Genomic DNA, 14,727 nt, shown 5'->3' with positions numbered 1-14,727 from the left:
GAAGCGGGGGAGAGCGGGGGAGAGCGGTGGAGCGGATCCTGGTCAGCGCCTGCCTGATGGGGCAGCCGGTGCGCTATGACGGTCGGGCCAAGCCCACCGATCACGTGGTGTTCGGGCGGTGGCGAGCCGAAGGGCGCCTGGTCGCGTTCTGCCCGGAGATCGCCGGCGGGCTGCCCGTGCCCCGGCCGCCCGCCGAGATCGAGCCCGGCCGCGATGCCTCGGCGGTCCTTGCCGGTGAGGCGCACATCCGCACCCCCGACGGGGATGACGCCACGCGTTTCTTCCTGGCCGGAGCGCACGCCGCTCTGCGGGCGGCCCGCAAACACGGGGTCCGGCTCGCCGTGCTCAAGGAGGGCAGCCCCTCCTGCGGTCTGCACGAGGTTACGACGGTACGTTCACCGGTGCGAGGACGCCGGGGGAGGGCGTCACCACCCGGCTGCTCCGCGACAACGGCATCGACGTCTTCACCGAGAACGAGATCCTCCAGGTTCAGGGGCGCCTCCTCGACCTGGAGCGGGAGGACACGCCCCGGTAGCCCACCCGAACCGATGGGCGTGCGGCCCGCCCTGCCCCTGCCCCCAGCCGATGAAGGCGCCCCGGTGCCCGGCATACTGCTCCGCACCGACCACGCCGATGCCGTGACGAGGGGCGTTTCTCGGCCTCGTCGGCAAACGCTGCCGCTTCACCCGAACAAAATCGCTCTATGCCGATCCGTGCTGTCTGGAGGCGGCGCGGACATGCGCGCGTTCTCCCTGTTTGCCGACAAGGCTGAGGAACTCCACGGGGCCCGAGCCGGTGGCGCCGAACCAGTGCGGGGTTCGGGTGTCGAACTCGACGGCCTCACCGGGTTCGAGAATCAGGTCGTGCTCGCCGAGGACGAGTCGTAGTCTGCCGTTGAGGACGAAGGCCCAGTCGTAGCCTTCGTGGGTGCGGAGGTCGGGTTCGGCGTCGTCGCGTCCGGTGGGAAGGATGAACTTGTAGGCCTGGATGCCACCGGGCCTGCGGCTCAAGGGCAGGACGGTCCGGCCGTCGCCGGTGGGAATCGGGCGCAGGTTGATGCGCGGGTCGCCGGTCGGCGGCGCGTCTACGAGCTCGTCCAGGGTGACGCCGTACACGCGTGCCAGCGGCAGCAGCTGTTCCAGGGTGGGGCGTCGGAGACCGGCCTCGAGCCTGGACAGCGTGCTGGTCGAGATGCCGGTCTCCTCGGCGAGGTGGGTCAACGTGATGTCGCGGCGCTGTCGCAGCTGTTTCAACCGTGGCCCCACGGCGTCGAGCGTGCGGTCCGTCGAGTGGTCCATCCGTCGATTTTGCCATTCGGCAACAGTGTTTGCAATTTTGTTGACCGGTGGCCATTCTCGGAGAGCGGGTGTCGAACCGGCAGCCGCGCATCGTCGAGAGGGCAGACATGGCAGAGCTGACAGGAACAACCCGCGACGTGGTCGTCGCCGATGACGGACACCACCAGGTGGAGCACACGTTCGACAACGAGTACTGGGACCAGATCTGGCAGGGCGACCGCGCCCAGTCCATGGGAACCGGTCGGCCCAACCCGCACCTCGTCCAGGAGGTCGGCGACCTGGTACCCGGGACGGCCCTCGACGCGGGCTGCGGTGCCGGAGCCGAGGCGATTTGGCTCGCCACGCGTGGCTGGCAGGTCACCGGGGCCGACATCGCTCCGGCGGCACTCGACCGCGCCGCCGAGCGCGCCGCAGACGCCGAAGTCGCCGAACGGGTCCGATGGGTCCGGACGGACCTGTCCACCTGGGAGCCGGGCACCCGCTACGACCTGGTCACCACCCACTACGCACACCCCGCGATGCCGCAGCTGGAGTTCTACGACCGCATCGCCTCGTGGGTGGCCCCCGCAGGCACCCTCCTCATCGTCGGCCACCTCCACCACGACGCCACCGCGGACGGACACGGGCATGACCCTGACGGGCCGCCCGCCTCGGCCTCGGCGACCGCTGCCGCCATCACCGCCCGCCTCGACCCCGCCCAGTGGGAGGTCGTGACCGCCCAGGAGTCACACCGGGCCATGACCGGTCACGACGGCCACGCGACCACGATCCACGACGTCGTCGTCCGGGCCACCCGCCGCCTGCCCGCGGACCGGTAAGGGCTGACTCCGGCCCCGGCCGTCACGACCCGTCGCCTGCCCGCGGGGAACGGTCGGCCGGACGCCCGGCCCCCGCAGCGGCGGACGCCCCCGTGCCGGCCCAGCCAGACAAGAAGGCGAGGGCCTCCGCCGAACGGGAACCGGGTTCGGCGGTGTAGACGACCAGGGACTGGTTCTTTGAGCCGCGCACGTCCAACACCTGGAAGTCCAGCACCATCTCGCCCGCGGTCGGGTGGGAGAACCGCTTGCGCCCGTACCGCTGGGCGCGCACACGGTACTCGGACCACCAACGGCGAAAATCGGCGTCCTTGACGGACAGTTCGCCGACCAGGCGTGCCAGAGCGGGGTCGTCCGGGTAGTCGACCGCGTCCATCCGCAGGTACGCGACGCATTCCTGGCCGACCTTCTCCCAGTCCAGGTAACGACTTCGGACGTCAGGATCGAGGAAGGCGAGCCTGATGTGGTTGCGTTGTTCGATCGGTACCCGGCCGAAATCGGTCAGCAGCGCGCCGGCGAGGTCGTTCCAGGCGAGGATGTCCATCCGCCGCCCCACCACCAACGCGGCCACCCCCGTCATACTGTCCAGCAGCATCCGGGTCGCGGAGGACACACGCTGCCTCCGCGTACCGGCCTCCCCGCCCGCGACCGACGGATCGCCGGAGGACCCGGAGCGCGACCGCCTGCGGTCCGGGCCGGAGTCCGCCGCGCAGCGCAGAAGATACTCCTGTTCGTCGGGCCGCAGTTCCAGGGCCCGCGCGAGCGCCGTCAACACCTCGGTGGAGGCGGACCCGACCCGCCCTTGTTCGAGCCGGACGATGTAGTCCACGCTGACGCCCGCCAGCGCCGCCAGTTCCTCACGCCGGAGCCCGGGCACCCGGCGGCGGCCGGAAGTCGGCATCCCGACCTGATCGGGGTCCACCCGGCCGCGGCACGTCCGCAGGTAATCGCCCAGCTCCGTCATAGGGGAACGTCCCTTCGTCCTCGACTGCACGGCCCGGACACTGCCGTTCGTACCCCACCTGTTCCTCTATGGTGACCGAACCCGGGGACGGCTATCCAGGGAAAGCCGTCCCCAGGCTCGGATTTCGCCGGTGGTCAGCCGCCGTGAACGACCTTGGTCTCCAGGAAACCGCTCATGCCGTCCACCCCGAACTCCCGCCCGTTGCCGGACTGTTTGTAGCCGCCCCAGGGAGCGGTCCAGTCGAGCTCGGCGTCGTTGACGAGGACTGCCCCCGCCCGCACGCGTGCCGCGACGGCTTTCGCCCGGTCGAGGTCGGCGCCGACGACATAGGCGGCCAGTCCGTACGGAGTGTCGTTGGCGATGGCGACGGCCTCGTCCACGGTGTCGTAGGCGATGACCGACATGACAGGGCCGAAGATCTCCTCCCGGGCGACCACCATGGTGTTGTTGACGTCGGCGAACACCGTGGGCCGGACGAAGTGGCCCGACTCCAGGCCCTCCGGCTTTCCGGGGCCGCCGGTGACCAGCCGGGCCCCGGCAGCCATTCCTTCGCGGATGTAGCCCTGTACGATCTGCCACTGCTTCTCGGAGACGAGCGGACCCATGCTCGTCTCCGTGGAACGCGGATCTCCCACTCGCAGGGCCTCAAGAGAAGGCACCAGTACCGACAGGAACTCCTCCAGGCGTGCCCGCGGAACGAGTGTTCGGGTGGGTGCGCTGCACAACTGTCCCGTCATCGCCATCATCCACTGGTGAACCGTGGCCACGGCGATGGCGAAGTCGGCGTCTGGCAGCAGGACGTGCGGTGACTTGCCGCCCAATTCGGTGTGGACGCGCTTCATGGTGGGCGCAGCGGCGACGCTGACCTTCGCCGCCGAGGCCAGGGAACCGGTGAAGGAAACGACGTTGACCCCGGGATGCGAGCTCAGTGCGGTGCCCGCGGTCGCGCCGTCCCCGTACACCAGGTTGAAGACCCCCGCCGGAACGTCGGCCGCGTCCATGATCTCGGCGAAGACGGCGGCCGAGTACGGGGTGAGCTCGGAGGGTTTGAGCACTACCGGGCACCCTGCGGCGAGCGCGGACGCGGTCTTGCCAGCGACCTGGAGCACCGGGAAGTTCCACGGTGTGATCAGCCCGGCGACTCCAGCCGGCTCGTGCCGGATCGCGGTTCCGTTGCGCGACTCCTCGAACACGTACTCCTTCAACACCTCGATCGCGGTGACGATCTGCATGCGTCCTGAGGGTACGTGCGCGCCCCGGGCCAACGACAGCGGTGCTCCCATCTCCTCGGTGACGGCCTGCGCCAGGTCCTCCGTCCGCCGGTCGAACTCGCTCAGGACCCGCTCCAACAGTGCGATCCGTTCGGCGGGAGAGGTGCGGGAGTAGGTGGTGAAGGCGCGTGCGGCGGCGGTGACCGCTCGGTCCACGTCCGCCGCGCCGGCCAGGGCCACCCGCCCGGTGACGTTCCCGTCCGCCGGGTGGGTCAGTTCCAGGACGGATCCCTCCACGGGCTCGGTCCAGGTTCCGTCGATGTACAGGGTGGTGTTTTCTCGCATGATCGCCTTCCTCGGGTCCTGGGAGCAGGGGGGCGTCTCCCCCCGGGGAGTGGAGAGTCCCACTGTCCCCGCTGCTTCTCGTCTCCAAGGCTCCCCGTGCGGGCGGCTGCCTTCCAGGCGGCGTTTTTCCCAGGAGGGAATCGCATAGGAAAACCGGTACCACCCTTGAGTGAAGCCCGGGGGACGCGATTGAACGATTCGTTGATGGAATCCCCGATTCGGCAGCCGTTGCGGTCGGTTGTGAAGTCGCGGGACCCGCCTTCGGTTTATTTCGATCGTCTTCCCGGCGAACAATGCAAAGAGAAGGCGGCCGGGTGAAAGGCGCGGTTGGCGCAGCCGTCGGGCCTGAGGGCGGTCCCGCCTTGTGCCTGGTCAGGGGAGTCCGGTAAGGATTTCCGCAGTTCGGGAGCCGGCGTGCTCCGGCGGCCTTGGCGGCTGTGATCGGGAGGGCTTGCCCGCGATCGCCCCCCGAGTGGCACAATAGCGAAAAAGCAGACAAATTATACTAATTGGCAAAGTTTACATGATTGAAAAATAGGGCTGCGTGAATGGTTGACAGTTGTCCGTGAATGTAACGATTATGGTCTCGCGGGAGCGCTTCCATGTGATCTTGGTTGCATCAATGATCATTCGGGTGGCGGTCTTCTCATTCCTTTCCGTATCTGTGGCCGGCTCCTCGTCACGCCTCCAATCGGGAATATGTGTCACCCGTCCCGTTCGCCTCCCGTTCCTGCCGGTCGCCGAATCCGACGATGCCGCGAGCACTCCACGAGCGGCGGAAGAAGAGGGCGACATGGCCCGAAGGATCCTCGTCACCGGTGCGGGCGGAATGCTTGGCTCGGAGCTGATGGCGGCTCTGTCCGCCGCCGACGAGGTACGGGGGTGGTCGTACTCACGGGACCGTCCGCGCTGCCGGCGGGTCGAGGCCGGTTCCGGAGAGGACGTCGAGGCGTTCTTCGCGCAGGAGCCGCTGGACGTGTGCGTCCACTGCGTGGCCAACGCCGATGTGCAGCAGTGCGAGGACGACCCCGAAATGGCCCACCGGGTGAACACCGTGACGACCGGGAACGTGGCGCAGCAGTGCGCGCGCCGGGGAGTGAAGTTGGTGTACATCTCGACGGAGTACGTCTTCGACGGGAGTGCCACCGACGGATACGCGGAGAACGACCCCCCGAACCCGCTCCAGGTCTACGGAGAGACGAAACGGCGCGGGGAGACCGAGGCCTCACGGGTTCCCGACCACTTGATCGTCCGCCTCCCCGTGCTCTACGGGAAACGGGTGTCGGGACGCGGCCCCACGTGGACGGAGTCGCTCCTGCACACACTCCGGCAGGGGGAGGCCGTCGAGTTGGACGACCGGTTCGAACGCCAACCGACCTGGACGGGTGACGTGGCCGCCATCGTGGGGCGGCTCATCGCCGAAGACCGCGGCGGCATCGTTCACCTGGCCAGCCGGGAGAAGGTGACGAAGTACGCGTGGGCCAGGAAGATCGCCGAAACGGCCGGCCTCCCGGCCGCCCTGGTCCTGCCCTCGTACGCGCTCCGACCTGCGTCAGGGGCGCCCAGGCCGCCCCGCCCCTGCCTGAAGACCACCAGGCTTGAACAAATGGGCATCGACCCGCCCGCTGGAGTCTCCCAGCGCCTTCCGTCGTACCTGAGCGCGATAGGGGAGGCCCGCGCACCACGAACGGACCACTAGCGATCCAGTCCGCGCGGGGTGCCGACCCGCCCGGATACGACACGAGCCACCCACTATCAGCGAAGCACGACGAACCACGAGGAACACAGCCCGTGTCGGGCCCCACCCCGCCCCGGGCAACGAAGCAAGCACGCGTCAACTCTCGTTTTCCGCAAGAGGAGAGAGCCGATGGAGATCATCGTGCGCGACACCTTGTGCCCCCACCATCCGGACGAACCGGTCAACCTCGTGACCCGGCTGCGCGCAGCGGTCCTCGACGGCACACTCGGCCAGGTCACGATCATCACGGGCGAACGGTCCGGTACCTTCCCGAAGTCCCCGGCCCCACACGACGCACCCACGTCGCGCATTCCCCGCTCGGACATGATGAAGTGCGTCGTGGGGGAGGACCGGTGCGACCGGGCCCGCGCTCTGGCCGCACAGTTGCGGCACGGGCGCGGCAGCGTCCTCATCCTCGACTGTTCGTGCGAGATACGCCCCGGCATCCTCTCGGCGTTCGCCAACCTGACCACGGCCACCGTGCTGGTGGCCGACCGGGGCGTCCTCGTGCGCCGGGGACAGGTGTTCGCCACCGCCCACCGCGAAGGCCGTCTCGCGCTGATCCTGGACAGCCTGGGCCATGAGGGCGACCTGGAATACCTGGGCACACTCTTCCTCACCGGGGGAGACCGGGCACTGCTCGGCGACATCCTCGCCAGGAACGCCTTCCGGCTCCCGTGGACCCAGGCGGTCTGCCAACTGGCGCAGCGCACCCATGTCCAGTGCGCGGCGCAGACCCGAGACATCCATGGGGACGACGTCGTGGTCGGCGGAGCACTGGCGGGCGGCTCCTACGCACGGACCTACATCCGACTGCATCCCGCGTCGGGGCTGCGAACAGTGCGCAAAGAGGCCGTCGGCGCCGGTGCGGAGAAGCTGGCCGACGAGGTCGGCTGGCTGCACGGTCTGGAAAGGAACGCGCGCAGGCACTTCCCCGAGGTGGTCGAGTCCCGGATCGAGACCTACGGCGTGTCCGTGGACCTCGTCCACCATCATCTCCCCACCCTGCGCCGTCTCATCCTGTCGGGCGACATCGACGAGGCGGAGGCCGCGCGGTGGGCGCGCAGGACGCTGGCCGCGTTGCGGCGCGACGTCTACCCGGTCGCGCCGCTCCCGGCGCCGGCCGACTACGTCCGCCGTACCCACCTGGACCGGATCCGCGGCAGGCTCGCACAGGCGGCGAACGCCCTCCCGGAGCGGCGCCGGCTCTGGACCGCGGCCGAAGTCACGGTGAACGGTGTCGTTCTCAGAGGGCTTCGCCAACTGGTCAACGACCTGGAGCGAGACCCTGCGGTGCTGGACATGCTGACCCCCGAGCGCCTGGTCCGCACGCACGGCGACCCACACTTCGACAACATCCTGATCGACCGGGACAACCATCGTTTCCTCCTGATCGACCCGAGAGGGAACTCCGGCTACGACGTGGCCTACGACCTGGGCAAGATCTGGCACTCCGTCAATTCGCTCTACGACCTCATCCACGACGGCCTGGTCGAGGTCAACGCCGGCGACGACGCCATCGACTACGCCTTCACCTCTCCCCGCCTGGTCGCTTTCTACCACGATGTCCGGGAACGCCTCCTGGACTGGTTCCTGGCAAGCGACTGGTCCCAGGACGACGCGCACTGGTTCTTCAAGGTGCGTCTGGCCGAGGCCGCGCACATGTGCAGTGTCATGCCCTTCCACATCGTCCGCGACAGACCGGACACGGTCGCCCTCGCCTGTTACGCCCGCGGACTGGAACTGATCAACGGCTTCTACACGGATGTCATGGCCGAAACCGCCAAAGCCCCGGTTCTCCCGGGCGTCTGAGAGACAGGGTCCGATGCGCGTCGTGCACTCCGATTCGATGGCTCCCGATGAACGCCCCGACGGGCGCAGCGTGCTCCCCCTCCTCGATCTGCCGGTGGGCGTCCCCGTCAACCGGGCCGCGGTCCTGCTGGTCGAGCATCCCGCCGACTTCACCGAGGAGCGGCACTACCATCGCCACCTGTACGAGATCTTCTACTTCCTCGACGCCGCCGACTACTCGGTCAACGGTGAGACGGTACGGCTGAACTCGGGTGATCTCCTGGTCCTGGAACCGTACGAGCTGCACGGAGCGCTTCCGGTGCCCCATCCGGTGCGGTTGGTCGTGTTCCACGTGCCCAAGGTGCCCGGGGACAAGGTCCAGCCCGGAGACGACCTCCAGGAGCCGAGAGAGAGGCCGCGACGGTGATGGAGGCCGCCGGGAAACCTGTCACGACCAGCCTTGCGGATGCGCTAAAGTTAAACCCGTTGGCGAGGCCGGAGACGGGCTCGCACAACGCGGCCGGGATGTGGCGCAGCTTGGTAGCGCACTTGACTGGGGGTCAAGGGGTCGCAGGTTCAAATCCTGTCATCCCGACGTGAAAGCCCTGGCGAGAGTAGTTTTCTCGCCAGGGCTTCGTCGTGTTCCGGGAGAGTTTTCCGTAGTCCCCCTCGCAGGAAGTCACACCGGGCCGCGGCGCGCCGGTCTGTCGCGCCAGCAGGCTACGTCGCATCCGAGTCAGCCTTCCGCGGTAGTGCCTCAGCGCTCTGAGCCCCCCACGTCTTTCAGGCAAGGACAACGCCGCCCAAGGGCGGGATGATGGTGGGAGCGTTACCCAGCCAGTCGTTGCCTGCTTGCCGCCAGAAGCAGGCGCGACGGTGGCGGGAGCGCGCGAGGGCCTCACGATTGAGGCCGAGGAAGCCGGGCGCGGTACCCGGCGGGCTGTCGCAGGGGCCGGCTTCACAATCAACGTGCCCGAGCCGGTCTCGGCGGTCTGGACGGTTGCGTACCGGGGACCCCTGGCGAAACGACCTCCGGGACACCCGGACCACTCCGGGAACATGATCCGAGGTGCTGGCCTCCCGCCGCCGAGGCGGTGGGAGGCCCCGAACGGTGGGGGCCGGCTCAGATGCGGACCACGATCTTTCCCCGTGTGTGCCCGCGCTCGGCGTATGCGTGCGCCTCCGCGATCCGTTCGAGGGGGTAGGCCAGTTCGATGCGCGGTGTGTAACGGCCCTGCCGGCCGAGTTCGCCCGCTTCGGAGAGGAGGGTGGAGTCGTACTCCGCGATGGCCAGGTGCACGCCCAGGCGCTGTGCATTGGCGTAGTCGGCGATCGTCAACACGCGAGCGGGGTCGCCCGCGATCGCGATGAGGTCGGCCAGGGAGCCGGAGCCCGCGGTGTCGAGCACGATGTTGACACCGTCCGGGGCCAGGACGGCCAGGCGCTCCGCCAGGCCGGCGCCGTAGGTGGTGGGAACGGCTCCGAGGGAGGCGAGGAACTCGTGGTTGCGCTCGCTGGCCGTCCCGATCACGGTGGCGCCCTGGGCCACCGCGATCTCGACCGCGGCACTGCCCACGCCTCCGGCGGCGCCCTCGACGAGAAGGGTACGCCCCCGCAGGGGACCGAGCGCCTTCAGCCCGCCCATCGCGGTCACGGATGCCAGGCCCGCGCCGGCGGCCTCCTCGTCTGTCCACGTGGTGGGCGCGTGGGCCCAGGCCGAGAGCACGGCCAGCTCCGCTGTCGCGCCGGTGACGCCGCCCCGCCCGGAGACACCGCCGGTGCCCGCCGCCCCCCGCACGCCCTTGCCGACCAGCCCGAAGACACGGTCGCCGGTGCCCACCCCCCGCACGCCCTCGCCGATCTCGTTGACCACGCCGACGGCGTCCAGCCCAGGAATCGCTGGCAGGTCCACGGGGAGCATCTCGCGCACCGCACCGGAACGCACGTTCCAGTCAACGGGGTTGACGCCGGCCGCCGCGACGCGGACGCGGATCTCGCCCGGGCCGGGACGGGGGGCCGGTGCCTGTTCGACCACGAGAACCTCCACACCGCCGTACTCGTGATATCGGACTGCGCGCATGACGTTCTGCCTTTCCACGCGGCCTGGACCGGCCGTTCGTGAGGTCAGTGGGGTGAATGCCCGGCGATCGCCGACGCCCACTACGTTAGAACCTGACGTCAACGTCAGGTACAACTCGGGCAGGTCACCCGGGCGGAGGAGGATCGATGCGCATCGGTGAGGTCGCCGACAAGGCGGGGGTCAGCGTCCGGGCGCTGCGCTATTACGAGGAACAGGATCTGCTCCAGGCGTATCGCAGCCCCGGCGGTCATCGGCATTACCCCGACACCGCCGTTGACCGGGTCCTGTTGATTCAACAGCTCTATGCCGCGGGCCTTCCGAGCAGAGTGGTCCGCGAGGTGCTGTCATGCGTGGACTCGGGTCGAGCGTCCCCGGAACTCCTGGACCGGCTGGTGACCGAGCGCGTGCGCATCGACCGGCGGATCACCGACCTGCTCGCTGTGTGCGACCGGCTCGACGACGTGATCGCCGTTACGCGGAACCCGGGGTCCGACTGCTCTCACCTGCAGTGAGGGTTGCTGCCGCAGCGATTTCGGCCGGCGGCGGTCGCCGCGGCCACGATCAGCCCACGTGCACATCCGGGCGGCGGGCCTCGTCGGGTTCGGCCTCGCGCAGGATCTCCCGGACGATTGGGGCGGTGTCGCCGCGGCCCAACAACAGGTAGCGCAGCAGCAGGCCCAGAGGGTTGCCGTCGGACCATTCGAAGTGGCAGTGCGGTTTGACCCCGGTCGCGTCGCGCAGCGCGAGCAGGATCGCGGCGATCGTGTTCGGTGCTGCCGGGCTCTGCGCCCGCAGGACCCGGTACCCGCCGATGTTGACTCCGCGGATCTTCAGCACGTCGCTGAAATCGGAGGGATTGATGACGTCGATCTCCAGGAACAGCACGTCGGCCGGCCCGGGGACGGGGCTCTTGCGGCGTTGGTCCGCTTCCTTCTCGGCGTATTCGGCGGTGTCCCCGGTGTCGCGCCGGTTCGCGACCAGGTGCAGTGTCGGGTCCGAGGCCAGCGACTCGGTGATGAACTGGCGGGCGGCACGGTCGAACTCGATGCGGTCCGCTCTGAGCTCGGTGGTGCGCGAGACACGCGAGACCAGGGAGATCACGATGATCCCGGCGATGAACATGCCCGAGATCGCGATGCCGTCGGGGCGCTCGACCACGTTGGCGGTCAGCGCGTAGAGCAGGACGAGCGTCAGTACGCTGAAGGCCACCGCTGTGCGCCGCTGCCCGTGCCGCACCGAGGAGACCGTCACCGCGGTCGCCCCGGAGACCATCATCGCCAGGATTCCGGTGGCGTAGGCCCCCGACTGGGCGTCCACGTCGGCGTTGAACGCGATGGTGATACTGACGCTGACGAAGGTGTAGACCAGAACGACCGGTCGCACCGCCCGGCCCCACTCCGGAGCCATGCCGTAGGAGGGAAGGTAACGGGGCACGATGTTGATCAGCCCGGCCATGGCCGAGGCGCCGGCGAACCACAGGATCAGGATGCTGCTGATGTCGTAGACGGTCCCGAAGGTGTTGCCGAGGTATTCGTGTGCCAGGTACGCCAGTGCGCGGCCACTGGCCGCGCCGCCTTTCTCGAACGCCTCGGGCGGGATCAGCACCGTGGTGATGAACGTGGTCGCGATCAGGTACACGCTCATGATCAACGCCGCGGTGGTCAACAACCTGCGGGTGTTGCGGATGCGCGACTCCAGGCGCTGGGCGGCGGTCCGGCCGTGGTCGGCGACCAGCGGCATCATGCTGACCCCGGTCTCGAAGCCCGACAGGCCCAGCACGAGAAGCGGGAAGGCGGTCAGCGCGATGCCGATGATGCCGCCGAAACCGCCCGGGGTGGCGGTGAGAGCGGTCGTCCAGTTGTCGAACGCACCGGAGCCGTTGAACACCTCGACCAGCCCGACGCCGATCACCACCATGTTGAGCAGCAAGAACACTGCGACGAGGGGGATGGCGACGGCAACCGCCTCGCGAAAACCGAGCAGGAACACCCCGCACAGGACCAGCAGGAGGACAACGGTGATGGCGACGTTCTGCCCGCTGAGGACATCGGGCAGATAGGGGTTCTCCAGGGCGTGCACGGTGGCGTCGGCCGACGACAGCGTAATCGTGATCACCCAGGAGGTCACGACGAACCCGAGCAGGCACAGGACGAAGACCTTCCCCTGCCAGAAGGGGAGCAGTTTCTCCAGCATCGCGATCGACCCCTGCCCGTTGGGGCTCTCCCGGGCGATCCTGCGATACATCGGCAACATCCCGAACAGGGTCAGCACCACGATCAGCAGGGTGGCCAGCGGTGAGAGAGCCCCGGCGGTCATTGCCGCGATCCCGGGAAGATAGGACAGGGTCGAGAAGTAGTCCACTCCGGTCAGGCACATCACCTTCCACCACGCCTGGGGCGGCGAGTGCCGGTGTGCCGCCCGAGCGCCGACCGCCTGCACCTGGTCGGCCAACAGCCAACGGGTCACCTTGTTCGACGGTGCCTTGGGTTGTGCGGGACTGGCCATGTACGCCGGTATGGCGAACCTCGGTTCGACGCTCAACGGGCCCCTTCGCTCTCGTCTGTGCGGCGTGGACCCGTCACCCCGTGCCGGAGCCGCGCTGCTGCGGTGGACCGGAGACGTCGGGAACACCCTCGACAAGGAGTCTCCCCCTCCGCCGCCCCGATCGGCGTTAAAGAAACGCATGGATCGGGCGGGCCCGATGGGGGACGGGCCCGGCCCCCCGACAGTCGGGCCGGAGCGTTGCTGCTGCCGGCAGGTGATGGCGGAGGCGCTGTACGTGCAGCTGCTGGCCTCGGTCCCGTTACGACTTTTCCGGGCGGTTCCCCACCGGGATCGAACACCGTGACGCTGCTGATCCACGCCGAACGCTTGTGCCGGGTGGATCAGTTGCCGCATTGCCGACGGCCTTGCGCGCCCCGGGCACAACGGCCCTGGCATCCGGGCGTCAACTGTGCATGGTGGCGTGTCCGCCTGGGCGGCCGGGGAGTGTCAATCCCGTCAAATCATATGAAAAATTACTTTTCATATTTTTCATTGTCTTAAATGGATCAATTGCCCCGACGGCCTTGCCGTTGGCGGCCGGATCGAAACCAGATGCGACCACTCCTGGACAGTGATCTAAATCACATGGCAACTTTGTTACCAGTAGAAATGTTAGATAAACGCCGTTCACTTTTTACTTGAGGTTGACGTTTGTTGTCCTGAGTCGCCAGATTGGTCCCCACTTCAGCCCCCTCCGTGAGGACAAGCGACCATGTTCAACCGAAGATCCTTCCTTGGCGGCGCCACCCTGGCCGCGGTCGGAGTTCCCCTGCTCGGTGCCGCAGGCTGCGGCTCACCGCAGAACGCCGGCCTGACCAGCGGCAGCGGAGCCGGCCAAGCCGGGGCGCTTCCCCTCACCATCACCAACGACAGCGGGTCGTTCGGCAGCGATCAGATTCGCGTCTACATCGTCGGCACCGACCTGGCGACGGGCCAGCAGTCCTACGTCACCGCCGACGGGACCCTGCGGCCGGTCAGCGAATCCGACAACACCGACGACGGATTCACCGACTACTCCATCCCGCTCTCCGGGGACACCACCGAACTGTCGTTGCCCTTCATGTCCGGGCGGATCTACTTCGCCCTGGGCGACAAGCTCCGTTTCAAGGTCGTGGCCGACGGTGACGGCCGGGCCGCGTTGCAGTACCCCGCCGGTTGGGTGGAGTCCGACCCCAACTACGAGGTCCTGCACGACACGGTCGAGTTCACCCACAACACCTCCGGCATGTTCTGCAACACCAGCATGGTGGACCAGTTCAGCGTTCCGTTGTCCATCAAGCTCACCGGCGACGCGGACCAGACCACCGGTACCTTCAAACCGGGGGGGCGTGACGCCGTCTTCGACGCGATCGCCGCGGACTCCGACTACTCCCCGCTCGTCGTCGGCGACCGCCTCCGCGTCATCGCGCCGGGACACGGACTCGACACAGGAGTCTTCCCCAGCGACTACTACGACCCCTACATCGACGAGGTCTGGTCGCGCTACGCCGGAACCGACTTGCGCGTCACCACCAACGCGGGCACCTTCACCGGACGCGTCAACGGCTCCGACCAACTGGTCTTCGACAACGGAGTGGCCCCCATCTCCCGCCCCTCCACCCGCGACGTCTTCTTCTGCGACGGAGCGCTTGCGGCCCCCAACGACGGCATCACCGGTCCGGTCGCCGCCATCCTGGGTGCCGCCTTCAACCGCTCCACCCTGCTGGACGTCGCCGAGCAGCCCACCACCGACGCCGCGGCCTTCTACCAGCACGCGATCACCAACCGCTACGCCGGTGTCTTCCACGAGTACACCGAGGACGGCAAGGCGTACGGTTTCGCCTTCGACGACGTCGTGGACTTCGCGTCCTACATCCAGGACCACGCCCCCGCCGCCTTCGCGGTCACGATCAGCCCCTTCTGATCACCTTTCGCGTTCCAGGCCGTTTTGCCGGGCGCGCT

The 14,727-nt window shown here is 68.3% G+C and carries 11 protein-coding genes, 1 tRNA gene and 1 pseudogene; 8 read left to right on the top strand and 5 right to left on the bottom strand.

The window, feature by feature from the left end:
- Nucleotides 1-26 precede the first annotated feature (26 nt).
- Nucleotides 27-535, top strand: a pseudogene (locus AC0VYP_RS15595) (2-thiouracil desulfurase family protein).
- Nucleotides 536-701: 166 nt separating this feature from the next.
- Here AC0VYP_RS15595 and AC0VYP_RS15590 read toward each other — a convergent pair.
- A complete protein-coding gene (locus AC0VYP_RS15590; RefSeq protein WP_285756743.1) occupies nt 702-1,298 on the bottom strand; it encodes a helix-turn-helix domain-containing protein in 597 nt (198 codons plus the stop codon).
- Nucleotides 1,299-1,405: 107 nt separating this feature from the next.
- Between AC0VYP_RS15590 and AC0VYP_RS15585 the strand changes: the two genes are divergently transcribed.
- Nucleotides 1,406-2,116, top strand: a complete 711-nt coding sequence (locus AC0VYP_RS15585) for a class I SAM-dependent methyltransferase (RefSeq protein ID WP_475470402.1) — start codon at nt 1,406-1,408, stop codon at nt 2,114-2,116.
- A gap of 22 nt (nt 2,117-2,138) precedes the next feature.
- Here AC0VYP_RS15585 and AC0VYP_RS15580 read toward each other — a convergent pair whose 3' ends face one another.
- Together AC0VYP_RS15580 and AC0VYP_RS15575 are read right to left on the bottom strand one after the other, a co-directional pair.
- Nucleotides 2,139-3,077, bottom strand: a complete 939-nt coding sequence (locus AC0VYP_RS15580; protein ID WP_285756741.1) for a helix-turn-helix domain-containing protein — start codon at nt 3,075-3,077, stop codon at nt 2,139-2,141.
- A gap of 134 nt (nt 3,078-3,211) precedes the next feature.
- Nucleotides 3,212-4,633 (bottom strand): aldehyde dehydrogenase family protein, encoded by a 1,422-nt coding sequence (locus AC0VYP_RS15575; RefSeq protein ID WP_475470400.1) that lies wholly within the window; start codon nt 4,631-4,633, stop codon nt 3,212-3,214.
- A gap of 793 nt (nt 4,634-5,426) precedes the next feature.
- Between AC0VYP_RS15575 and AC0VYP_RS15570 the strand changes: the two genes are divergently transcribed.
- The 4 genes from AC0VYP_RS15570 (at nt 5,427) to AC0VYP_RS15555 (ending at nt 8,757) form a co-directional block, all read left to right on the top strand.
- Entirely contained in the window at nt 5,427-6,332 is a 906-nt protein-coding gene (locus AC0VYP_RS15570) for an SDR family oxidoreductase (RefSeq protein WP_475470398.1), read from the top strand.
- A 168-nt stretch (nt 6,333-6,500) separates the two neighbouring features.
- The gene (locus AC0VYP_RS15565) at nt 6,501-8,183 is read left to right on the top strand and encodes a phosphotransferase (RefSeq protein WP_475470396.1); all 1,683 of its coding nucleotides are present in this window, start codon (nt 6,501-6,503) and stop codon (nt 8,181-8,183) included.
- A gap of 13 nt (nt 8,184-8,196) precedes the next feature.
- On the top strand, nt 8,197-8,589 hold the full coding sequence (locus tag AC0VYP_RS15560; protein WP_475470395.1) for a hypothetical protein: 393 nt from the start codon (nt 8,197-8,199) through the stop codon (nt 8,587-8,589).
- 94 nt (nt 8,590-8,683) lie between these two features.
- Nucleotides 8,684-8,757, top strand: a tRNA-Pro gene (locus AC0VYP_RS15555).
- A 528-nt stretch (nt 8,758-9,285) separates the two neighbouring features.
- Here the strand turns inward: AC0VYP_RS15555 and AC0VYP_RS15550 are convergent.
- Nucleotides 9,286-10,242, bottom strand: a complete 957-nt coding sequence (locus AC0VYP_RS15550; RefSeq protein ID WP_475470394.1) for an NADP-dependent oxidoreductase — start codon at nt 10,240-10,242, stop codon at nt 9,286-9,288.
- A gap of 146 nt (nt 10,243-10,388) precedes the next feature.
- On the opposite strand from AC0VYP_RS15550, the gene AC0VYP_RS15545 reads away from it, so the two are divergent.
- Nucleotides 10,389-10,754, top strand: coding sequence for a MerR family transcriptional regulator (locus AC0VYP_RS15545; RefSeq protein WP_285756735.1), 366 nt, complete (start codon nt 10,389-10,391; stop codon nt 10,752-10,754).
- 49 nt (nt 10,755-10,803) lie between these two features.
- Here AC0VYP_RS15545 and AC0VYP_RS15540 read toward each other — a convergent pair whose 3' ends face one another.
- Complete coding sequence (locus AC0VYP_RS15540; protein WP_475470393.1) at nt 10,804-12,783, bottom strand: amino acid permease; 1,980 nt, start codon at nt 12,781-12,783, stop codon at nt 10,804-10,806.
- A 715-nt stretch (nt 12,784-13,498) separates the two neighbouring features.
- Between AC0VYP_RS15540 and AC0VYP_RS15535 the strand changes: the two genes are divergently transcribed.
- Nucleotides 13,499-14,689 (top strand): glycoside hydrolase family 64 protein, encoded by a 1,191-nt coding sequence (locus AC0VYP_RS15535; RefSeq protein ID WP_285756733.1) that lies wholly within the window; start codon nt 13,499-13,501, stop codon nt 14,687-14,689.
- Nucleotides 14,690-14,727: the final 38 nt, after the last annotated feature.

It is taken from the genome of Nocardiopsis sp. iso_186, assembly GCF_056173365.1.
This window is presented reverse-complemented; position numbering and strand designations above follow the sequence as displayed.

Excerpts from the sequence above, each read along its gene's own strand:
- AC0VYP_RS15590 (WP_285756743.1), bottom strand. The coding sequence starts at position 1,298 with ATGGACCACTCGACGGACCGCACGCTCGACGCCGTGGGGCCACGGTTG.
- AC0VYP_RS15585 (WP_475470402.1), top strand. The coding sequence starts at position 1,406 with ATGGCAGAGCTGACAGGAACAACCCGCGACGTGGTCGTCGCCGATGAC.
- AC0VYP_RS15580 (WP_285756741.1), bottom strand. The coding sequence starts at position 3,077 with ATGACGGAGCTGGGCGATTACCTGCGGACGTGCCGCGGCCGGGTGGAC.
- AC0VYP_RS15575 (WP_475470400.1), bottom strand. The coding sequence starts at position 4,633 with ATGCGAGAAAACACCACCCTGTACATCGACGGAACCTGGACCGAGCCC.
- AC0VYP_RS15570 (WP_475470398.1), top strand. The coding sequence starts at position 5,427 with ATGGCCCGAAGGATCCTCGTCACCGGTGCGGGCGGAATGCTTGGCTCG.
- AC0VYP_RS15565 (WP_475470396.1), top strand. The coding sequence starts at position 6,501 with ATGGAGATCATCGTGCGCGACACCTTGTGCCCCCACCATCCGGACGAA.
- AC0VYP_RS15560 (WP_475470395.1), top strand. The coding sequence starts at position 8,197 with ATGCGCGTCGTGCACTCCGATTCGATGGCTCCCGATGAACGCCCCGAC.
- AC0VYP_RS15550 (WP_475470394.1), bottom strand. The coding sequence starts at position 10,242 with ATGCGCGCAGTCCGATATCACGAGTACGGCGGTGTGGAGGTTCTCGTG.
- AC0VYP_RS15545 (WP_285756735.1), top strand. The coding sequence starts at position 10,389 with ATGCGCATCGGTGAGGTCGCCGACAAGGCGGGGGTCAGCGTCCGGGCG.
- AC0VYP_RS15535 (WP_285756733.1), top strand. The coding sequence starts at position 13,499 with ATGTTCAACCGAAGATCCTTCCTTGGCGGCGCCACCCTGGCCGCGGTC.